We start from the raw sequence: 19,972 nt of genomic DNA, 5'->3' as shown, positions 1-19,972 counted from the left end.
AGCCTGATGCAAGACTTTGATCAAGCGTTTTAGCAATTTAACGTGGACGCAATCTTCGGCCCCTACTCTGAATTGGTGGGGGTTGGCCCTGCTGGCAGGGGAATGAGGGGTCATGACGGAAGAACAAGCAGCCGGCATCGTGCGAGATCTGAGGGATCTCACCGCGGGCGATGCAATTGAAGCCTGGCACGACGGACGACGCTACCACCGCGGCAAGGTGCTTCAGACAGTGCCGTCTATGGGCATGTTCTGGATCCTGGACAGCGGCAGCGGAACCCGGAAGCTCGTTGAGTTCGAGGCCATGATCGTCCGGCGTATCGAACAAGAACGCTGAAACAAGCCAGGCCCGAAAAATAAGAGAGGGCCGGATCTTGGGTTAGGGGAAAAGGGGCCGGCACCTTCAAAGATCTCAGCCTAGGTCCAGGCATCGGGGGAGAGCAGCCGCACGGCACCTTCGGCGGCCGCGAGACTCACGCGCTGACCCCCAGGGTCGGGTACACGCGGGCCGTGAGCGGCTTGCCGTTGGCGAAAATCTCGACGGCGGATCGATCCAAAAGGACGCGCAGGTGCACCCGGCCGTCGGGCATGCGGACGGGGCCCAGTTTGTCCTCCATATCCACGGTGGGGTCGAGGCTGCTGCGGGTTTGGTCGAGACGAAGGGTGCCATGGCCAGCGGTTCCGGGGCCTTCAAGCGTGCGGCCAAGTTCAATGACCGTTTCCTCGTTGTCGTCCGCGGAAGTTAGTACGCGGAGGCGCAGCGCAGCACCGAGGCGCGTTGGACGCGCGGCCTGGAATTGCCATGGGAGCCTACTCCCGCGTCGAGGTGAAACATTTAGCCGATAACCGACGTTATGTAAAGTTGTCAGAATGTAAGGACAAATTGCGCTCCTTTCAGTCTACATCTCACCAGCCTCGTGCGCACTCCCCGGCCCCCCAATCCGCTCAGGTGGAAGCGCCGGGCGCCGAGGCGCCCGGTCCTGGCGGTTGACGGCCGTTCTGCGGCCCTTGCCGGTTTGGATGGTCCGGGAGGTAGATTGCATCGGGCCCCACGCCGCGGTCCTCGAAAATGGTGGGAATAGCGGGTTCGTGTGTGAATTGGGCGCATGCACCCCATGCCTGCCAGACAGTATCCGCTAACGCCTATTCCGGCCGTTAGGGCACCAGCGGCAGGTCCGTCCACCAAGGTTTACCGCTGCCCGCCGAGGTGACGTCGGGGCCGGCGGCTGATCCAGGCCGGTTGAAGATCATGGATGAGGCCCGGGCTGGTAGGCTGGCCGGAGTTTCACCACTTTCACCGGTTTCACCATCTTTCACCCCACAACCACGTGCATTGGAGGCAACGGTGCAAAACCCCTTCAAGCCGACCGCCGGGGCGACCCCGCCGGATCTGGTCGGCCGGGCAGGTCTCCTGGACGAGTTCGAATACGGGCTGCAGCAGGGGCCGGGCGCCCCGGGGCTCCTTACGATCATTACCGGGTCCAGGGGCATCGGCAAGACCGTGATGCTCAGCGCAGCGGAATCGATCGCCAGGAACCACGGCTGGGCCGTGATCTCCCGGACAGCCAACCCCGGGTTTCTGGCCAGAATCGGTGACGACATGCTGCGCCTGGTTGACGAGCTCGGGGACGGCCCGCCGACGCGAAAGATCACCGCCTTCTCCGCCGCCGGGTTCGGACTGACCACCCAGCTGCCCCAGGACCGCGTTCCGGACTGGCGCCGGACCGGAGAGGAACTCCTGCGGCTGTTGGAGGCCAAGGGGACGGGCCTGGTCATCACGATTGACGAAATCCACGCCGTGGACCGGACCGAAATCTCCCAACTGGCTGCCGACGTGCAGCACTTCATCCGCGACGGACTGCCCATCGGCCTGATCTTCGCCGGCCTCCCCTCGGCCGTGTCCGATCTGCTCAACGAAGGCGTGGCCACGTTCCTGCGGCGGGCCGACAGGATCAACCTTCACGAAGCAGCCACCGCCGAAGTCACCGCCTCCTACCTTGAGCTTTTCAGCGAGGGAGGCATCGACGTCTCCCCCGAGCTGATCAGCGAAGCGGCGGAAGCCACCGAGGGTTACCCTTTCCTGATCCAGCTCGTTGGCTACTACCTCTGGATGGCGGCGGACAAGGCCGGCTGGACCCTGGATCAGGACAATGTCCGCACCGCCATCGCGGCCGCCCAGCGACGGAACACCCTGGTCGTCGTCGAGTCCGCACTCTCGGACATCTCAGAGAAGGACCGCGAGTTCCTCGATGCCATGGCCCAGCAGGACGGCCCGTCCGCAGCTGCCCAGATCGGAAACCTCATCAAGTCCAAACCCAACGTGGTCTCAAAATACCGGAACCGGCTCATCGCCGCCGGCCTGATCGAATCCGCCGGCTACGGGAAAGTTGACTTCGCCATCCCAGGGCTTCGCCAATATCTTCGGGGATAGAAGCAACTGTCCCCGGACCTACTCAGGGGGTGCGGCTGCCATGGCTGCAAAACGGCTGGCGATGTCCCGGTTGACGTCCGCGATACTCAGGGAATCCGGGTCGAAGGGCCCGTCAGTGCCCGCCATTTCCGCGGCCCAGGCCGAGTACTCGGCGTGATCCGGGCGCGTCCGGTCGGCCAGGGCATCCAGAATCTCCTCATAACCGGGAAAACCGCCGCAGTCCTCCAACGGGCCGCGCCGGGCACCGTCAATCAGTTGCGCCGGCGGGGCGTCCCGGTCAGCCGGCCGGCGGGAAACCAGTTCGATCCGGTGGAGCCAGCTGTCGCCAAAGTCGTACTCATAGAAGGCCTCCCCCGATCCACGCGCAAGAAGCTGATCCAGCGAACAGCCGTCCTCGTCCAGGTCGGTCTCTTCCTCGCACCACTGTGCCGGGAGCCACTGCAGGGACTCGGGAACTTCGCCGTTGACCGGCCGCAGCGGCGCGAAAGGATCGCTGTCGACAAACCGATGCAGATGAGCATCTTCCCAGCCAAACGCCACCTGCAGCACCTCGTGAACCAGCCCCAGCGGCATGGAGCCCAGAACCTCCAACCGACGCCAGATCTCCGGGTCACTGTCAACCAGGCCCACGCGCAGCTCCAGGACCCAGTCCGGCCCGGCCAGGTTCTCGATTCCCCTCATGCTCACTGGATAATCCTCGCAGATCCGCGCTCCCTCAACGAGGAGAGGCCACGATGAGCTGCGTCTGCGATCGGTCGTATATGTGCCGTGCCCGCGTGTCCGGGACGTAGGCCGCGCGCCGTGCTCATAGGGTCAAGGCATGCCAAGGAAAGGAGAAGCGAAAGGAACAGATGATGCTCAATACATTGCAGGTCAAACATCGATCGATGACGTCCTCACGGGGCAATACGATCTGATTCCCCAGCTTCCGCTGCATTGGGCCGCCTTCGTGGCCGGTCCCCCGGGTACGCGCCGCGTTGCCGTCGCCGACGCAACCGGCTTGAAGGCGACAAATCCGGGCACAACCAGTGCTTTTCGAAAGCCGCAGCCCTGCCAGTCCAGCTTTATCTTCGCCAGCTATCCTCGGGCTCCCAGTTCATGAATTCTTCCGTAGAGCGTCGCCCGTGACCTTCCCATGTCCCTGGCTGCGTGGCCGGTTCGCCTCTGCCGACAAGCCGGCGAGCCTCGACGAAACGTCGGTTATCGGCCTTCGATAATGGGTGGGGAGTTGCCGCGGAAGGGCTGTCCCTGGCATCGCCTCACGTGTCATGCGTTTCTCAGCGACCGTTTGCGTCTGCAGCAAGCCTCGGATTCAACGCTTCTTGCCCCCAACACCCGGCACGGACGCGACTTGTTTCATCCACGCCGCGATTTGGCGTTCGTCGATATCGTCCACGGATTCGAGCTCCACACCCCGCGTCGACTTGCCCATCCCCACCGGCGTCACCGGCGGTACAGGCTCGAGCGCAACGCCATTCACAAACATGAGCTTGACATGGCCGGCAAAGCCGCCGCAGCTGAAGCACCACCCGTCGCCGACGCCGTAGTACGACATGCCCCACTTCACCGAGCGCCGGAGGTCGGGCAGCGTCTTCGCCGCCAGCGCATCGACCGTTTCGGCGATGCCGCGCTGCGGCTGTGGCAGGCTGGCGATATATGCGAAGACCGGCTTGTCGCCGACAGCCGCTTTCGCGGGGCTTGCCCTGGTCGAAGAGTGAACCCCGATTCGCAGTCTTTAAGCCTCCGGCACCCGCAGCACCCCAACAGCGGCCACCAGATACGGCAACGGATCCGGGTCCGTTCCGGCGGCCCATTGCATCCAGGCCTCGAACGTCGCGCCGATCAGCGCGGCGCACAGATAGCCGGCAATGTCCTCGGGGACGCCGGCCGAAACCAAGTACGCCCTGGCCCGCTCGCGCTGCGGCGCCAGGGACTCATAGCTCCGGCTGGCCAGCTCGGGGTGTTCGGCGATCAGCCGCAGACGGCCACGCGTGACCGCCAAATCCGGAAGCACGGCAACCCCGGCGACAGCCACCTCGCGCAGCCGCGCCAGGACGCCGTCGGAAGCCCCGCCGGCAGCGCGGGCTGACTCCAGCACCCGCCCCGACGCCTCAATCACCGGCTCCATGCCGCCCCAGACGAGCTCGGCCTTGCTGGAGAAGTAGCGGTACAGGCTCTTGCGCCCGATCCCGGCCTCGCGGGCGATGTCCTCCATGGAGGTCTGCTGGTAGCCGCGCTCGGCGAACAGCCGCAGCGCGATGGCGGCCACGGCGTCGGGATCAATCGTCACCGGCCGCCCGGTGGGGCGCGGAACGGTGGTGGTCACAGCATCCGAAGGCATCCCACCAGTATTCACCCTTACATAATGACACAGAGTGTCATAAGCTGGGCGGCATCACCGTCAGCAACGTCTGGAAGGACATCATGGGCAACGAAGCTACATGGCAGGAAGTCGCCACCACCGGCCGGTTCGCCGGCAAGACCGTCATCGTCACCGGGGCCGCCTCGGGCATCGGCCAGGCCACCGCCCTGCGGATCGCCAAGGAAGGCGGCCGCGTCATCGCCGCCGACATCAGTAAGGAACGCCTGGACGACCTGGTGGCCGAGAACGCCGGCCTGGACCTGGTCCCCGTGGCCGGCGACATCTCCACCGAGGAGACCGTGGCCGCCGTCGTCGCTGCCGCCGGCGGACGCATCGACGCGCTGGCGAACGTCGCCGGCATCATGGACAACTTCGCCCCCATCCACGAGGTGGACGACGACCTCTGGGACCGTGTCTTCCGGATCAACGTCACCGCCCTCATGCGCCTCACCCGCGCCGTGGTGCCGCTGATGCTGGACGCCGGCACCGGCTCCGTGGTCAACGTCGCCTCCGAGGCAGGCCTGCGCGGATCAGCCGCCGGCGCCGCCTACACCGCGTCCAAGCACGCCGTCGTCGGCCTGACCAAGAACTCGGCCGTGATGTACGGGCCCAAGGGCCTGCGCTTCAACGCCGTGGCCCCCGGCCCCACCATCACCAACATCGTGGCCAACTGGGGATCCCAGCTCGCGGCCGAACGTCTCGGCCCGCTCATGCAGGCCACCGTCCCCACACCCGCCACCGCGGCGCAGCTCGCCGCCTCCATCACATTCCTGCTCAGCGACGACGGCACCAACATCAACGGCGCCATCCTCGCCTCCGACGGCGGCTGGTCGGCACTGTAGGGCAACGGCACCGAACGCAAGCGGACGACGGAAGGACGTCCCGCCGTCGTCCGCTTGTGTCGCTCGTTCACCTGGTCGTCGTCGCAACACCTTGGCAGTCACAGCCCCCGCGTCCGTCACCAAGGACCGTTCGACGCTGACCTCGTTCTGTACCCCGTCGGCTCTTGGGGTCTTGAACTATATTCGGACAAGGGGAAGGACCAGACTGCATTGCAGGGACAAGGAAGGCGGATTTCGGAATGGCTCGAATGCCGCCAGCCACGGTGGAAGTGAGTGACGCAGTGGTCCAGCGCCTCGTTCGGGACCAGCGGCCCGACCTTGGCGATTGTCCGATAGCGCTGGTTGCGAACGGCTGGGACAACGCGACCTTCCGGCTCGGTGCCAGCCTGGCCGTCCGGTTGCCGCGCAGGGCGGAGGCTGTTTCGCTGATACTTCATGAGCAGCGCTACCTTCCCGATATAGCTCGCCGCTCCCCGGTTGCGGTTCCTGTCCCAGTCCATGCCGGCAGGCCGACGTCGGACTTTCCATGGCCGTGGAGCATCGTGCGGTGGGTCCCCGGAGCCGCTGCGGCCGACGTCGGCCCGGCAGACCGCGGGCCGGGGGCTAAAGGCCTGGCCGATTTCCTGCTATCCCTTCACGTGCCCGCCGAAACCGGCGTCCCGGTGAATCCTTTCCGGGGCGTACCGCTTGCAGACCGTGACGCTGTGCTGGTGGAACGGCTCGGGGACCACGAACGCTACCCGCAGGCGGCAGCGCTGAGAGCAGTGTGGGCGCAGGCCTGTGCCGCCAAAGCCTGGGATGGTCCGGCGATGATGCTCCACGGGGACCTCCACCCTGGCAACATCCTGCTGGCGGACGACGGTTCCCTGGCCGGCGTCATCGATTTCGGCGACGTCGGGGCAGGGGACCCGGCTGTCGATCTTGCGGTGGGGTGGCTGATGTTCGACGCCGGCACTCGCCACCGCTTCATGGGCGCCTTTGGCTCCGCAGTGGAAGGGGACACCTGGATGAGGGCCCGCGGTTGGGCCCTTATCCTGTCCACCGCCATGCTGAGCAACTCCGACGACAATCCGCGGATGTTCAGCGTAGGAAAGTTCGGGATCAGGCAGATCCTGGATGACGGACTTCGCCTGCAACTCTGACGCCGGCGTTTAATGTCAGTGGCTCCTGCCATGCTGTGGGTATGGAAGGCAGAGCAGCTGCGGAGACGTTGGAGGCCATGGAGGCCTCCCTTGCCAGGTTGGCTGCATTTGCCGGTCGCGGAGCCGGGAACGCGGACTCGACTGGCGCTGACCCTCTTCGGGACGAAGCGGACGCGTGCCTGGACGGTATGGCTGAGGTGGGCAGCATGGAAGCCAGGCTGGCCGCGCTGAAAGTGCACTTCGCCGCCGGATATGCCCGCGCTGCCGTCGCCATGGCGGGCCCAGCCGTTTCCCCGCAGGAGCGCACCGCCCAGGAAATGGCGGTGACAGCAGAGGTGGCCTGTGTCCTGACCGTGAGTGAAAGATCGGCGGCGGCGCTCTTGGCGGAGTCAGCCACGCTGACTTCCGGTTTGCCCCTGACGCTGTCTGCGCTGCAGGCAGGGAGCATTTCATGGCAACACGCGCGGGTGATGTGTGATGAGACGTCCGGTCTGGACCCCGCCGGGGCGGCTGCTTTGGAAGCCCATTTCCTGGACCCCGAAGCTCCCTTTGCCGCGCGTGGCTGCCCGGCGGGGGAGCTGGTGCCGGGCAGGTTCCGGGCCAAAGCGCGCAGATGGCGTGAGCTGCACCATCCCGTGAGCATCGAAGCCCGCCACCGCAAGGGAATGGAGGAACGTCGGCTGGAATATGTGCCGGACCGGGACGGCATGGCCTGGCTCTCGGCCTATCTGACTGCGGATGTGGCTGTGGCTGCATGGTCCCGTGCCACCGAAGCGGCGCGTGCCCTGCAGGAGCCGGATGAATCCCGGACCCTGACCCAGCTCCGTGCGGACGTCGCCGCTGACTGGCTGCTGGCGGGGGTGGCGGAAGGAACTCCGTCACCCAAGGCGCAGGTCCTGGTGACCGTGCCGGTGCTGTCTCTTTTGGGCGCCGTGACTGAACCGGCCACGCTGGACGGGTATGGTCCCGTGCCGCCGAGCATCGCCCGCCGGCTTGTGGGGGATGGCGCCGGATCGTTCCTGCGTGTGCTGACCGATCCGCGCAACGGAGCGCCGCTGGAGATCGGACGGACCAGCTACCGGGTTCCGAAGGCGATGCGCCAATGGTTGCGGCTTCGGGACGGCCGGTGCCCTTTTCCGGGCTGTAATAACCATTCCCTGGATAACGAAGCGGATCATCTGTTGGCTTGGTCCGAGGGAGGCGGCACAGGGGTCACCAACCTGGGCCAGCCATGCCGGCGGCACCACCGACTCAGACACACCACAGCGTGGAGGCCGGTTGACGCGACCCGGGACCAGCCACCCGGCTGGATCTCACCTGCGGGACGCTCCTATCCAAGCGAACAACAAGACTGGGAACCACCACGCTGGCCGCAGTTCCTCGGCCACGCGGGTGAAGGCCGGGAGTTGGAACCGCCCGACCGGCTCGACGTACTTGCCGGCGCCGTCGGACCCGGAGAGGCCGGGCCGCCATTACCGGTGGATCCCTTTCCTGACTGGGCACTGTTCATCGCGGCGTAGGATCGACGCTCCATGTTCCTGCCCGTTGCCGCCGCCCTCCATCCACCAGGCTCCCTGGCCTGGCACCCTCCGCCGAGCCTGGGAAACTTCTGGCGGTTGTGCGCTTACTTAGGTGTAAAAGCGACAGAATGATTGCTACTCTGAAATCTGCACCTAGAGAGAGTGAGCAATGATGCTTCTCGAAAGAGACCTCATCCAGTCCGTCGGCTTCCGCAACGTAACGGACGGCGGACGTGTAACCGGCTTTCAGTTCCGGGTCCGGATGCCGTCCTACCGGGGCATGGCTGCGTCCCTCATCGATGGCATCGCCGTTCGCGTTGGCGGCATCGTCGACGTCGGACCTGACGTTCCGCTGTGGACCTTCGGCGGGCGGACCTACAGCCTGCGGCAGCTCTGGGAAAGTGATGGCGTGCGCTGGCCCCTTGAGGAAGCGGCAGTGGTCACCGTTCCCCTCGACGGCGGCCTGCCGCAGGGCGTCCACGAGCTCTCCATCGAGCTGCGGCTGCGGATGTCCTACATACCAGTCGAGCACCAGCCCACCGTGCACCGGACCAGCCGCAAGGTGACGCTCGCGCCGGAAGGCGGCGAAGGTACCTTCCGCTACGGCGTTTCCCTCTACAGCTTTATGGGCGATTACGGCACGGTGATGGACCTTGAGACGGCGCTGGCCGCCGTCGCTGACGTGGGCGCCACCGGCGTCGAGATTCTCGGCGAGGGCCACGTTCCCAACTATCCGGAACCGTCCCCGGCCTGGATCGATAACTGGTTCGGCCTGCTGGAGAAGTATTCACTGGAGCCGACGAACTACGGTTCCTGGATAGACACCCGTCTTCACCCGGGCCGCACCATGACGGTCGCGGAGGGTGCGGATGCCCTGCAGCGGGACCTGCGGCTTGCCAACCAATTGGGTTTCGGCTTCGTCCGCCCCAAGATCGGCGTAGTGTCCAGCGACCTGGTCCCAGACCCCATCTGGACTGAGTCCGTGGAACGCTCCCTTGCTCTGGCCCACGAGCTGGGGATCATCATCTGCCCCGAGATCCACTCCCCGACGCCCATCAAGCACCCCGTCGTCGAGGACTACATCGGACTCATCGAACGGACCGGAACCAAGAACTTCGGCCTGCTCATCGACACCGGAATCTTCCAGGACCGGCCCATCCCGCTGCGCGAAGGTGAGACCCGCGAGACCCGGCCCGCTTTCCTCGACGGCATCGGCGTCGACCCCGCCGACTTCGCCGATATCGCCCAGTACGTGGTGTTCGTCCAGGCGAAGTTCCACGACATCAACGAGCAGCTGGAAGACCAACAGATTCCCTGGCTGCCCGTCCTCAAGGCCCTCAAGGACTCCGGCTACACCGGTTATCTCTCCAGTGAATATGAAGGCGAACGCACGCCATGGCGCGCCATTGAGCAAGTGCGGCGCCAACACGCCCTGATCCGCCGCATCACCGGCGAACTTACCTGACCCATCCCATTTCCGAGTAAAGAGAACAACAATGCCAAACGGACTTCTTGACGATGCAAGCCTCCGCACCCATCCCGACGGTCTCGCGCTTGCCCTGACTCTGCCGTGGTACCGGAGTCTGTGGCTCTCCTCGGTCTCCAGCCTGCGGCTCACCGTCGACGGCCAGGATATCCCCGCCGAGAACTTGTCCCTGGAACTGGGTGGTGTCCGCTATGCGCTCCCGGACCTGCCCGCTCAAAGCGAAACTCTCTGGTACCTCCAGGAACATCCCTTGCTTATCGCCAAAACGGAGAGCCCTGTTGCCTTGGGCGAGCAGCACACCGTCCGGCTCATCGGTGAGTTGCGCCTGCCGTACATGCAGATTGCTCCCGGCCAGGACGGCGGTCCCGGCATGTACGTTCCCAACTTCGTGAACCAGGCACTGGAGCTGACTGTCACGGACAGGGCTGCGGCGGCACCGGAATTGACGACGGCGGTCACGCCGCCCCCGCCGAAAGCGGAGGACGATCCGTTCTCGCTGGGGCTCACCCTGTACTCGGCAAGTGCCGAATTCCGGGCCGGCTGGTACGACTTCGACGGTCTGCTGAACCGCGTGGCCGAGCTGGGCATCGGCCCCGGGATTGAGATTGTGGCATCGCAGGTCCTGCCTGCGTATCCCAACGTGACTGACGACTTCGTGCACTCGTGGCAGGAGGCCTTCGACAAGCACGGCTTCACCGCCAGCTCCTTCGGCGCCAATCTGGACATGGGACGCCGCCGTGACCGCGACATGACCCCGGACGAGGAGTACGAGTTCACGCAGACACTCTTCCACGGCGCCAAGAAGCTCGGTTTCCCGCTCGTCCGCATCCAGAGCGCGAAGCCGGAGCTGCTTCGCCGGCTGCTGCCGCTCGCCGAGGACCTCGAACTCAAACTTGCCTACGAGATCCATGCACCGCTGGGGCCCAACTCGCCGGAGATCATGAAGGTCCGCGACGTCTACGCCGAGCTTGATTCACCGCTGTTGGGCTTCGTGGCTGACTTCTCCTCAACCATGCACAGCATGTCTCCCACGCTCCTGCGCGCGGTTCGCCGTGCCGGGCTGGACGATGAAGCGGTGGAAAGGCTGCAGGCTATCTGGGGCACTGAGGCGCCGATGCGGGTGCGGCAGGAGGAGTTCATTGCGTACCTGCGGGGACGTGACTTCGATCCTGCCCGGCTTGGGTCCTTCGCACACCTGGCGTTCAACATGCACGGCCACGTCAACCCGAAGGAGTGGGCTGACATCATGCCGCAAATCATGCACGTCCACGCGAAGTTCTACGACATTGATGAGCAGGGCAACGAGCCGGCCATCGACTATCCGGAACTGGTCCGCGTATTCGTCGAAGGTGGTTACCGCGGTTACTGGTCCAGCGAATGGGAAGGCCATGCCTTCGCTGAGCTCGGTGAGGTGGATCCGCTGCTGCTGGTGCGGAAGCAGCATGACCTTGTCCGCAAGAGCATGCGGACGGCGCTGGCATCAGCCTGACCTGAAAGACCGACGTCCCATAGCCTCGATGCCCGTCCGTTTTAGCCGGCCGGGCATCGAGGCATTTAAGGGGCTCCCTTGGTTGCGGCGGCTGCCACGATGTCAGCAGCCTCTTTGAAGAGGCCCCGCATCCACTCATGCTCGGAGTCGCGGTTGTGCACGGGGTGCCACCACAATGCATTAACCAGCGGCGTGGCATCGAAGGGCAGCGGCAGGATCCGAATCCCGCCCACGCGCAGAGCGAACGGCACCAGGGCCGCCTGGATGAGCGCGATCCGGTTGGTCCCAACCACAAAGTGCGGCAAGGACTGGAAACTTTCAACAACCACGTCCACGCGTGGCTCAACGCCCAACTGCTGGATCTGCCGTTCCGCCGATGTTGAGGCTGAGCGCGTCTGATAGGTCATCACCCAGGGAAGTTCAGCGATGTTTTCCATGGTGATTTGCTCGCCGACGGCTTCATTGGACGTGGAGACCACGGCCACCCACCCGTCCCTCCACAGGTCCAGGTAGGGCAGCCCGGTGAGGAATCCATGGGGAATCACCATGCCGTCCACCGATCGAAGGCGGTTGGCTGCATCCTCCACCACCATCGGATTGTGGAGCATAAACCGGAACCGGACTCCTGGGGCGCGCTCGGCTGCAAGCTCGGAAGCAACCCGGCCAATGGTAGTGAAGCCGTAATCCGAGCCGTAGATGGAGAACTCGCGCTCAGATTCGGTGGGCTCCCAGGTGGCCTGGCTTTCGAAGACGCGGCGGGCGGCCTCCAGCGCGGTGGTGGTGTGCTCCGCGAGCCGGAGGGCGAAGGGGGTGAGCTCATAAGCATTACCGCGGCGGGCCAGGATCGGGTCCCCAAAGTGGGATCGGAGCCGGGCGAGCGAGGCGCTGAGCGCCGGCTGGCTGAGGTGGAGCCGCTCGGCCGCCCTAGTAACGCTTCGCTCGGTAATGAGGGCATCCAGCGAGATCAGCAGGTTGAGGTCGAGACGGGAAAGCAGGACATGTTTCGTCACGGCGCAGCGATCCTTTGGAAGTGGAACCGTTTCAAGTGAGTTTATCAGCGGGATCTATAACATGGGCGAAGTCATCAGGCATCTGGATAGACCTTCCGCGGACCTCCGTTGGACTTATGTCCGTCATAGCGAATACTTATGTGTGTTTTAGGCACATCTCCTGCATACTTGTGAGTGACCGGGGTCACGACACCCGGATTTTGGACAATGAAGTCAGAAAGGCTGGACATGACACAGCACCGTCGCTATTCGGGCCTGAAGGTCGGCGCCCTCGCCGTCCCCACCGTCGCAGCACTCATTCTTACCGGTTGCTCGGCCTCCACCGGCAGCAGCTCCTCTTCGGGTGGTTCCCAGGAATTTTCACTGTCCTTCGCGACGTCCAACACCATCGAGAGCCCCTTCCAGGTGTTGGCAGAAAATTACATGAAGTCACACCCGAACGTGAAAATCACCTTCAATCCTCAGCCGAACGACTCCTACGACCAGACCCTGCGCACACAGCTCCAGGCCGGAAACGCCTCAGACGTCGTAGTGACCTCACCCGGCTCCGGCACCGGCCGCAGCATCCTGCCGCTCGTCCAGGCAGGTTTCCTTGAGCCGCTTGACGATGCCGCGAAGCAACTGCTCCCCGAAGGAAGCGCCAGCACCTTTGGATCCGACGGCAAGGTGTACGGCCAGGCCACGGAAATCACGATCTCTGCCTTGGTGAGTAATGAGACGGCTGCAGATGCAGCCGGTGGCTTCCCTGCCGACTTTTCTTCCCTCCAGCAGCAGTGCAAGGCTCTGGAGTCCTCCGGTAAATCCCTCTTTGCCCTTGCCGGATCAGCCCCTCCCAACACAGGGCTGATGGCGATGTCCCTGGCAGCCTCGCGCGTCTACGCGGAAGACCCGAAATGGAACGATAAGCGCGCCGCCAAGGAAACCACCTTCGCCGGCTCGGACGGTTGGAAGGCAGCCCTCGAAGCGGTTAATACCTTGAAGGATGCGGGCTGCTTCCAGAAAGGTGCTGCCGGCGGCGGTTTCGACGCCATCACCAAGGGGCTTGCCAGCGGAACGTCCGTGAGCGGCTTCATCCCGGCCCCAAGCTGGAAGCAGCTGCAGTCCGCCGCTGGGGGCTCCCAATTCGCCGTACGGCCGTTCCCGGCGGAACAGGGCTCGGGCAACAGCTACGTATTCGCCAGCGCAAACTACGCCTTCTCCATCAACGCGGCCTCCAAGAACAAGGACGCTGCCAAGGCCTTCCTCGACTGGGCCGCACAGCCTGAGCAGACCAAGGCCTTCGCAGAAATCGACGGTGCCCTGCCGGTCAGCGGACTCGACAAATACGATTTCGACGGCGGCGCCTACAAGAACGTCGGCGTCCTGATCAAGGACGGCAAGTACGGCCCCCTGCCCAACATCCAGTGGCCGAATTCCGCCGTCTACGACGCACTGGCCACGGGGGTCCAGGGCATCATCACCGGCCAGAAGAGCCCTGACCAGGTCCTGCAGGCCATGGACGCGGCCTGGGAACAGTAGCAGTTCTTCACCATCAACGTTCCGACGACTCAAAGGGACAAGCAAGGAATACCAATGACTGCGACGATGCAACCGAAAAGCGAAGCAGCTGAAGCACCCCGGCGAGGCAAGCGTACGCCGGGGACGGGTGAGAACACCCGTCCCCGGCGTGGGCCCATGCAGTTCGGACACTGGTGGTGGGCGCTGCCCGGGATCGCCCTGGTGTTTGCCATCCACTACGTGGCAACCGGTATCGGCGGATTCTTCGCCTTTACCAACTGGACGGGCATCGGCTCGTTCAAAATCACGGGCTGGGCAAACTTTGAGGCCATCTTCAAGGACCCCACGAAACTCGGAGCCCTCTCCAATACCCTCTTTCTGGCCTTTGGCTCGGTTCTCCTGGGCAACATCGCCGGGCTGGTCATTGCGCTGGGCCTGAACCGCGTCCTCAAGACGCGCTACATCCTCCGGACCCTCTTCTTCATGCCGGTGGTGCTCAGCCCGCTAGCCACGGCCTACATCTGGAAATATATCTTCGACTTCGACGGTCCGCTCAATGCTTTTCTTACGGCAATAGGCGCCGGCGACCAAGCCAAGCCGTGGCTGGCCGACCCGCAGTGGGCCATCTGGACCGTCCTGGTGGTGCTGGTCTGGTCTTCCACCGGCTTTGCCATGGTGATTTTTATGGCCGGCCTGGCAGGTGTCCCCGTGGAAGTGGAGGAGGCGGCGGCCATTGACGGCGCCAACCTGTGGCAGCGGTTCCGCAACGTTACCCTGCCCGCCATCCGCCCCGCCGTCGCCATCGCCACCACGCTGGGAATCGTCCAGGGGCTGCGCGTCTTCGATCCCATCATGGCGCTCACCGGCGGCGGACCGGCCGGAGCGACGGAAACGCTGGCCACGCTGGTTTACAAGCAGGCCTTTGCGCTCGGGAACTTCGGGGGCGGTGCCGCCCTGGCCCTGGTGCTCGCCGCTATCATCCTGATCTTCGCCGTTCTCCAGCAGCGGCTGACGCGTTCGAACCCTGAGGACTAAGCCATGTTCCGCTACACCAAACTCACCCTGCTCCGCGAAGTCGGCCTATGGGCGCTCGCCCTGCTGTTCCTCGCGCCGTTCTACTTCCTGGTGACAACTGCCCTGAAACCGGACAACGAGTTGTTCACCACCTCGGCCCTGGCTCCGCCAACAAGCCCCGACTTCAGCAACTTTGTCGACGTCCTCACCGCCACCGGCAACTCCAACGTGGTGATGGGCCTGGTCAACAGTGCCATCATCACCGCGGGCAGCATCGTGGGGCTCATCGCACTCGGTTCCATCACCGGATACGTCATCTCCCGCAGCACCCGACGCTGGAGCAAGGGCGCGTATTACCTCTTCCTGATCGCCATCATCCTCCCCGGCCAGCTCGGCGCCGTCCCTCTCTACATGGGTGCACGGGCCCTTGGACTCACCGGATCCGCTTGGGGCCTGATCATCCTGTACACGGGCATGCTCCTGCCGTTGTCGATCTTCCTCTACGCAAACTTCTTCCGCGGCCTCGGCACGGACTACGAAGAAGCGGCCACCATCGACGGCGCCAGCAAATCCCAGATTTTCTCCAAGGTGGTGTTCCCCATGATGGCCCCAGCCACGGGAACGGTCACCATCTTCGCCGGGCTCATCGTGTGGAACGACTTCTTCACGTCGCTGATCTTCCTGGGCGGCTCCGCCAACCAGACACTGCCGGTGGCCATGTACTACTACATCGGTTCCCTGGTCTCCCAGTGGAACTCGATCTTCGCGATAGTGATCGTCTCCATGATTCCCATCCTGGCGCTGTTCCTGTTCGCACAGAAGCGGTTCATCCAGGGCTTCTCCGGCGGCCTGAAGGGCTGACCCGCGATGGTGGACAACCGCGCAGCGTTCGAGCGCTTCGTGGAGATCTTCTACACCCAAAAACGGGTGCGTGAAGCCTTCGACTTCCTTGTGGCCGGCGACTACCGGCAGCACAACCCGACCATTCCTGACGGGCCTGAGGCGGCAGTAAGAATGCTGACGCCGAAGTTCGACGGATCGCCAGACTCCCGGTTCGAGGTTCAGCGCATCCTGGTGGACGGTGACCTGGCGTTGGTGCATGTACGCGCTTCAGGTCCCGGGCGACCCGACGCCGCCGTCGCAGACATTTACCGCTTCGAAAACGGGCGGATTGTTGAGCATTGGGACGTGCTTCAGCCGGTTCCTGAGCATCCGGTCCACGACCACCCCATGTTTTAGACCACTATTTCAATTCTCTAGGAGACATCCATGTTCCAACTTTCGCCCAATATCGACCTTTTGTTCGCCGAAGCAGGCGAAAGTGCTGCTGACCGGGTTCGCGCGGCGGCAGCGGCCGGCTTCGACGCCGTCGAAATGTGGGGCCCAACGGGCAAAGACATTCCGGCCCTGAAGGCCGCACTCGAGGAAACCGGAATCCAGCTCACCTCCCAACTGGCGGAACCGCGTATGCAGTTCATGATCCCGCCCCGCAACCACGATGCTTTCTACACTGGGCTGGACGCCGGCGTCGAAGTTGCCCAGCAGCTCGGCTGCCCCCGGATGGTAGTGGGCAGCGGTACCGGATTCGGCGGGCGCAAGCGGCAGGACCAGCTGGACGAACTGATCGAGATCTTTACCAAGGGCACAGCGCACATCGAGGGTTCGGGCATCACGCTGGTCCTCGAGCCGGTGAACGTCAGGGTTGACCACCCGGGAGCCCTCCTCGATCGGACCTCGGAAGCCGTCTACATCGCCCAGGGCGTCAACTCGCCCAACTTCGGCGTCCTCTACGACCTCTACCACTCCACGGTCGAGGGCGAGGACGTGGCCGCCGAGCTCGCTAACGCCGGCGACCTCATCAAGTATGTTCAGATCGCCGACGCTCCGGGGCGCGGCGAACCCGGCTCGGGATCCATCGACTGGCACGCCCGGCTCACGGACCTGAGGAACAGCGGCTACGCCGGCCCCATCGGGCTCGAGTACTACCCGACCATCGACTCGGCGAAGTCCGTCCGGCGCATCCAGGAACTGGTGGCGGGACGGTGAGCGGGAACCGGTATCCCGCTGCGGTCGACGTCGCCATCGTCGGCAGCGGCCCCACGGCATCGGCGTACGCACGGATCCTCAGCGAGGAAGCCCCTGGCGCCACCATCGCCATGTTCGAGGTGGGCCCCACCGTCAGCAATCCACCCGGGGCGCACGTCAAGAACATTGAGGATCCTGAACGCCGAAGCCTCGCGCAGCGGGCATCGGAAGGCCCCGGTGCAGGTGCCGAGACGGTGAACTCACCCGGCGCGGTTAAAAGCGGGGAGCGAAGGGCCAGGCCCGGAACCTACCTGCTGCAGGACGGCTACGCTTTCCCCGGCGAGGACGGGATGCCCGTTGCCGCCATGTCCAGCAACGTGGGCGGCATGGCCGCCCACTGGACCGCTGCCTGCCCCCGCCCGGGCGGCAAAGAGCGCATTCCGTTCCTGCCGGACCTTGAAGAGCTTCTTGACGACGCCGACCGTCTGCTGGGGGTGACCACCCGCGCCTTTGACGGGGCCCCGTTCTCCGACCTCGTCCGCGAACGTCTTTCAGCCACGGTGGATCAGGGTCGGGACCCTGCTCATCGTGTCCAGCCCATGCCGCTCGCCGTACACCGGCGGGAGGACGGCGGCCTGGTCTGGTCAGGTTCCGACGTCGTGATGGGGGATGTGACCCGGGAAAATCCGCTGTTTGAACTTTATGATGAGTCGCTGGTGACGCGCGTGCTCCTGGAGGATGGCGCTGCTGCCGGCATCGAAGTCCAGGACCGCCGCAGCGGCGAAACCCATCAGGTGGCCGCCCGCTACGTTGTGGTGGGTGCGGATGCCCTGCGCACGCCGCAGCTGCTGTGGGCTTCCGGGATCCGGCCCGACGCCCTGGGCCGCTACCTCAACGACCAGGCACAGGTGGTGTTCGCGAGCAGGCTGCGCGACGTCACGGCTCCGCAGGGCCGGGCAGCCGCCAACGGCGCGCTCAGTGAGCAGAGCGGAGTTGCCTGGGTTCCCTACACGGACGAGGCGCCCTTCCACGGCCAGATCATGCAACTGGATGCGTCACCTGTTCCCTTGGCCGATGATGACCCAGTTGTCCCGGGCTCTATCGTGGGGCTTGGCCTGTTCTGCGCCAAGGATCTGCAGCGAGAGGACCGGGTGGTGTTCGAGGACGGCATCCGCGACTCGTACGGGATGCCCGCCATGCGCATCCACTACCGCCTCACCGGGCGGGACCATGAGGTACTGGACCGCGCCAAGCAGGAAATTGTCCGCCTGGGCAAGGCGGTGGGTGAACCGCTCGACGAGCGTCCGTTCGTCATGCCGCCCGGCGCATCGCTTCACTACCAGGGGACAACCAGGATGGGTGCAAGGGACGACGGCGAGAGCGTGTGTTCGCCCGACAGCCAGGTGTGGCAGGTCCCCGGCCTCTTCGTGGCTGGCAACGGCGTCATTCCCACCGCCACGGCATGCAATCCCACGCTGACGGCCGTCGCCCTCGCCGTGCGCGGGGCCCGGAAACTCACAGAAGAACTCAACAGCTCTTTACTTATGTCTGAATCAGACAATAGACTGACTAAATAATGAATAAGTGGCGCAATGCCGCTGCTATTTCGTTCAATCACAGGCAAGGCATGCCGCAGACAAGGAGGTCTCGATGATCGCCGACCGCATAATCGAGCAGGGAACACTGATCACCCAGGACGGCCGTACCGCCGTCGAAGTCCGCATCCCCTGGTACCGGGCCCTGCCGGGTTCCAGCATCGCTGGAGCTGCATTGACAGTGGACGGCGTCAGCGCCCCCGAGGGCTCACTGCGCTGGACCATGAACAACCGCACATTCAGCTTCGAGGAACTCGTGGACGAGACCGGTGAATGGTGGTTCCCGCTGGACTCGGCAGTCCTTTCGGGCGACCTTGCCGTCCCGGACAGCCAGATCGAGCACGAGGTCAGGGTGGACCTGAAGCTCTACATCCCCTACATCATCACCGACCACGGCGTGCTGCACATCGAAGAGCACGACACCAAGACCATGAAGGTGGCACAGCGATGACCAGCCTCGGCACGCCGATCCAGGGCGTCACCCTTTACAGCTTCACCCGGGCCTTCCACGGCCGGCAGTACGACCTCGATGGCCTCATCCGCAAGGTGGCGGATGAAGGCTTTGGCCCAGGGCTTGAAGTCATCGGATTCTCCAGCCTGCGCGGCTTCCCGGACCGGATCGATGACAACTTCGTTGGCCAGTTCCGTGATCTTGTGGCCGAGGTTGACCTGGTCCCCACCTCCCTCGCAGTCAACGTTGATACCGGTATCCGCCGCCACCGGCTCATGAATCATGACGAGCTTGTCGAATACATGCGCAAGCAGATCGAAGTAGCCGCCAAGCTCGGCTTCCCGATCGCCCGGGTGCAGATCTCGCTGACTCCGGACGCCATGGAAAGCCTGCTGCCCGTGGCCGAGAAGTACGGCGTCACCCTGGCCCTCGAAGTCCACGCGGACCAGCACGGCGCCCACGAACGTGTCCTGGCCCTTCGCGACCGCTACGAGAAACTCAATTCCCCCTTGCTCGGCTTCACCGCGGACTGGGGTGCCACCGTTACCGGCTTTGCGCCCTCCCTGCTGGAGGCCTACCGCCGCCGTGGTGCTTCGGAGGAACTTCTCGGACAGGTGGTTGACCTGTGGAATGGTTTCCACGTCGACGGACCGCCAAACACGCAAAAGGTTCACGGCGAACGCTTCGGTGCCTTCATCGGCCTGGCGGCCCGGAACGGCCGGCCCGATCTTGGCATTGACTTCGCCATCAACGGAACAGGGCTTTTCGGTCCTGCACCGCTGGACACCTGGCTGGAGATCATGCCTTGGGTCCGCCACGTGCACGGCAAGTTCTTCGGCATCGACGAGACCGGCGAAGAGCCCTCGGTGCCGGTCCGGAGCCTTGTCCGGCAACTGGTTGAGAACGGCTACTCCGGCGCAATCTCCAGCGAATACGAAGGCTGGCACTGGAACAACTGGCAGGACCCGTTCGACATCATCCGCGGCGAGCAGGCCGTCCAGCGCTCAGCGGCCGCCAACGCCGGTTCGGCCATGATCACCGACGCTTCAGAAGCCCGCCGCATCCTCAATAGCCATCTCGCCCAGCCCGTCCGCGGCTGACAACGAAGGAA

General features: G+C 64.4%; 20 protein-coding genes. 15 read left to right on the top strand and 5 right to left on the bottom strand.

What is annotated here, in order from left to right; translation table 11 throughout:
- Positions 1-112 precede the first annotated feature (112 nt).
- The gene (locus tag LQV16_RS01070) at positions 113-334 is read left to right on the top strand and encodes a hypothetical protein (protein ID WP_229992087.1); all 222 of its coding nucleotides are present in this window, start codon (positions 113-115) and stop codon (positions 332-334) included.
- Between the two features lie 136 nt (positions 335-470).
- Here the strand turns inward: LQV16_RS01070 and LQV16_RS01065 are convergent, their stop codons facing one another.
- Positions 471-710 (bottom strand): GH32 C-terminal domain-containing protein, encoded by a 240-nt coding sequence (locus tag LQV16_RS01065; protein ID WP_229992112.1) that lies wholly within the window; start codon positions 708-710, stop codon positions 471-473.
- 632 nt (positions 711-1,342) lie between these two features.
- Between LQV16_RS01065 and LQV16_RS01060 the strand changes: the two genes are divergently transcribed.
- On the top strand, positions 1,343-2,428 hold the full coding sequence (locus LQV16_RS01060; RefSeq protein WP_229992086.1) for an ATP-binding protein: 1,086 nt from the start codon (positions 1,343-1,345) through the stop codon (positions 2,426-2,428).
- Between the two features lie 18 nt (positions 2,429-2,446).
- Here the strand turns inward: LQV16_RS01060 and LQV16_RS01055 are convergent, their stop codons facing one another.
- From LQV16_RS01055 to LQV16_RS01045, 3 genes are all read right to left on the bottom strand, one after another.
- Positions 2,447-3,109: a plasmid pRiA4b ORF-3 family protein gene (locus tag LQV16_RS01055; protein WP_229992111.1), complete on the bottom strand. Its 663-nt coding sequence runs from the start codon at positions 3,107-3,109 to the stop codon at positions 2,447-2,449.
- 631 nt (positions 3,110-3,740) lie between these two features.
- Positions 3,741-4,052, bottom strand: coding sequence for a DUF1801 domain-containing protein (locus tag LQV16_RS01050; RefSeq protein WP_290369304.1), 312 nt, complete (start codon positions 4,050-4,052; stop codon positions 3,741-3,743).
- Between the two features lie 111 nt (positions 4,053-4,163).
- Positions 4,164-4,769, bottom strand: a complete 606-nt coding sequence (locus tag LQV16_RS01045; protein ID WP_229992085.1) for a TetR family transcriptional regulator — start codon at positions 4,767-4,769, stop codon at positions 4,164-4,166.
- Between the two features lie 83 nt (positions 4,770-4,852).
- On the opposite strand from LQV16_RS01045, the gene LQV16_RS01040 reads away from it, so the two are divergent.
- The 5 genes from LQV16_RS01040 (at position 4,853) to LQV16_RS01020 (ending at position 11,269) form a co-directional block, all read left to right on the top strand.
- Entirely contained in the window at positions 4,853-5,632 is a 780-nt protein-coding gene (locus LQV16_RS01040) for an SDR family NAD(P)-dependent oxidoreductase (protein ID WP_229992084.1), read from the top strand.
- Positions 5,633-5,901: 269 nt separating this feature from the next.
- Positions 5,902-6,774 carry an aminoglycoside phosphotransferase family protein gene (locus LQV16_RS01035; RefSeq protein WP_229992083.1) on the top strand — a complete coding sequence of 291 codons (873 nt, stop codon included), beginning with the start codon at positions 5,902-5,904 and terminating at the stop codon, positions 6,772-6,774.
- A 77-nt stretch (positions 6,775-6,851) separates the two neighbouring features.
- Complete coding sequence (locus LQV16_RS01030; protein ID WP_229992109.1) at positions 6,852-8,294, top strand: HNH endonuclease signature motif containing protein; 1,443 nt, start codon at positions 6,852-6,854, stop codon at positions 8,292-8,294.
- A gap of 172 nt (positions 8,295-8,466) precedes the next feature.
- The gene (locus LQV16_RS01025; RefSeq protein WP_229992108.1) at positions 8,467-9,759 is read left to right on the top strand and encodes a DUF6379 domain-containing protein; all 1,293 of its coding nucleotides are present in this window, start codon (positions 8,467-8,469) and stop codon (positions 9,757-9,759) included.
- A gap of 31 nt (positions 9,760-9,790) precedes the next feature.
- Positions 9,791-11,269, top strand: coding sequence for a DUF6379 domain-containing protein (locus LQV16_RS01020; RefSeq protein ID WP_229992082.1), 1,479 nt, complete (start codon positions 9,791-9,793; stop codon positions 11,267-11,269).
- Between the two features lie 65 nt (positions 11,270-11,334).
- Here LQV16_RS01020 and LQV16_RS01015 read toward each other — a convergent pair whose 3' ends face one another.
- Positions 11,335-12,279: a LysR family transcriptional regulator gene (locus LQV16_RS01015; RefSeq protein ID WP_229992081.1), complete on the bottom strand. Its 945-nt coding sequence runs from the start codon at positions 12,277-12,279 to the stop codon at positions 11,335-11,337.
- Positions 12,280-12,507: 228 nt separating this feature from the next.
- On the opposite strand from LQV16_RS01015, the gene LQV16_RS01010 reads away from it, so the two are divergent.
- The 8 genes from LQV16_RS01010 to LQV16_RS00975 all read left to right on the top strand — a co-directional run bounded on the left by LQV16_RS01010 (position 12,508) and on the right by LQV16_RS00975 (position 19,961).
- Positions 12,508-13,797 carry an extracellular solute-binding protein gene (locus LQV16_RS01010; protein ID WP_229992080.1) on the top strand — a complete coding sequence of 430 codons (1,290 nt, stop codon included), beginning with the start codon at positions 12,508-12,510 and terminating at the stop codon, positions 13,795-13,797.
- Between the two features lie 156 nt (positions 13,798-13,953).
- Positions 13,954-14,811 (top strand): sugar ABC transporter permease, encoded by an 858-nt coding sequence (locus LQV16_RS01005; protein ID WP_229992079.1) that lies wholly within the window; start codon positions 13,954-13,956, stop codon positions 14,809-14,811.
- Between the two features lie 3 nt (positions 14,812-14,814).
- The gene (locus LQV16_RS01000) at positions 14,815-15,651 is read left to right on the top strand and encodes a carbohydrate ABC transporter permease (protein ID WP_229992078.1); all 837 of its coding nucleotides are present in this window, start codon (positions 14,815-14,817) and stop codon (positions 15,649-15,651) included.
- A 6-nt stretch (positions 15,652-15,657) separates the two neighbouring features.
- Positions 15,658-16,029, top strand: coding sequence for a nuclear transport factor 2 family protein (locus LQV16_RS00995; RefSeq protein ID WP_229992077.1), 372 nt, complete (start codon positions 15,658-15,660; stop codon positions 16,027-16,029).
- Between the two features lie 30 nt (positions 16,030-16,059).
- Positions 16,060-16,836 carry a TIM barrel protein gene (locus LQV16_RS00990; protein ID WP_229992076.1) on the top strand — a complete coding sequence of 259 codons (777 nt, stop codon included), beginning with the start codon at positions 16,060-16,062 and terminating at the stop codon, positions 16,834-16,836.
- Positions 16,833-18,392, top strand: a complete 1,560-nt coding sequence (locus LQV16_RS00985) for a GMC oxidoreductase (RefSeq protein WP_229992075.1) — start codon at positions 16,833-16,835, stop codon at positions 18,390-18,392. Before LQV16_RS00990 ends, LQV16_RS00985 begins: the two co-directional genes overlap by 4 nt.
- Before the next feature lie 73 nt (positions 18,393-18,465).
- Entirely contained in the window at positions 18,466-18,861 is a 396-nt protein-coding gene (locus LQV16_RS00980) for a DUF6379 domain-containing protein (RefSeq protein WP_229992074.1), read from the top strand.
- Positions 18,858-19,961 (top strand): sugar phosphate isomerase/epimerase, encoded by a 1,104-nt coding sequence (locus LQV16_RS00975; RefSeq protein WP_229992073.1) that lies wholly within the window; start codon positions 18,858-18,860, stop codon positions 19,959-19,961. The genes LQV16_RS00980 and LQV16_RS00975 overlap by 4 nt, the downstream gene beginning before the upstream one ends.
- Positions 19,962-19,972: the final 11 nt, after the last annotated feature.

The organism is Arthrobacter sp. Bi26 (assembly GCF_918697925.1).
Classification (GTDB): domain Bacteria; phylum Actinomycetota; class Actinomycetes; order Actinomycetales; family Micrococcaceae; genus Arthrobacter.
The sequence above is the reverse complement of the archived record's forward strand: the minus strand, read 5'-3'. Positions and strand labels throughout refer to the sequence as shown.

Bases quoted from the DNA above. Each gene is read 5' to 3' on its own strand.
- LQV16_RS01005 (WP_229992079.1), top strand. From the start codon at position 13,954: ATGCAGTTCGGACACTGGTGGTGGGCGCTGCCCGGGATCGCCCTGGTG.
- LQV16_RS01070 (WP_229992087.1), top strand. From the start codon at position 113: ATGACGGAAGAACAAGCAGCCGGCATCGTGCGAGATCTGAGGGATCTC.
- LQV16_RS01025 (WP_229992108.1), top strand. From the start codon at position 8,467: ATGCTTCTCGAAAGAGACCTCATCCAGTCCGTCGGCTTCCGCAACGTA.
- LQV16_RS00990 (WP_229992076.1), top strand. From the start codon at position 16,060: ATGTTCCAACTTTCGCCCAATATCGACCTTTTGTTCGCCGAAGCAGGC.
- LQV16_RS01020 (WP_229992082.1), top strand. From the start codon at position 9,791: ATGCCAAACGGACTTCTTGACGATGCAAGCCTCCGCACCCATCCCGAC.
- LQV16_RS01030 (WP_229992109.1), top strand. From the start codon at position 6,852: ATGGAGGCCTCCCTTGCCAGGTTGGCTGCATTTGCCGGTCGCGGAGCC.
- LQV16_RS01040 (WP_229992084.1), top strand. From the start codon at position 4,853: ATGGGCAACGAAGCTACATGGCAGGAAGTCGCCACCACCGGCCGGTTC.
- LQV16_RS01000 (WP_229992078.1), top strand. From the start codon at position 14,815: ATGTTCCGCTACACCAAACTCACCCTGCTCCGCGAAGTCGGCCTATGG.
- LQV16_RS00995 (WP_229992077.1), top strand. From the start codon at position 15,658: ATGGTGGACAACCGCGCAGCGTTCGAGCGCTTCGTGGAGATCTTCTAC.
- LQV16_RS00980 (WP_229992074.1), top strand. From the start codon at position 18,466: ATGATCGCCGACCGCATAATCGAGCAGGGAACACTGATCACCCAGGAC.
- LQV16_RS01045 (WP_229992085.1), bottom strand. From the start codon at position 4,769: ATGCCTTCGGATGCTGTGACCACCACCGTTCCGCGCCCCACCGGGCGG.
- LQV16_RS01010 (WP_229992080.1), top strand. From the start codon at position 12,508: ATGACACAGCACCGTCGCTATTCGGGCCTGAAGGTCGGCGCCCTCGCC.
- LQV16_RS01055 (WP_229992111.1), bottom strand. From the start codon at position 3,109: ATGAGGGGAATCGAGAACCTGGCCGGGCCGGACTGGGTCCTGGAGCTG.
- LQV16_RS00975 (WP_229992073.1), top strand. From the start codon at position 18,858: ATGACCAGCCTCGGCACGCCGATCCAGGGCGTCACCCTTTACAGCTTC.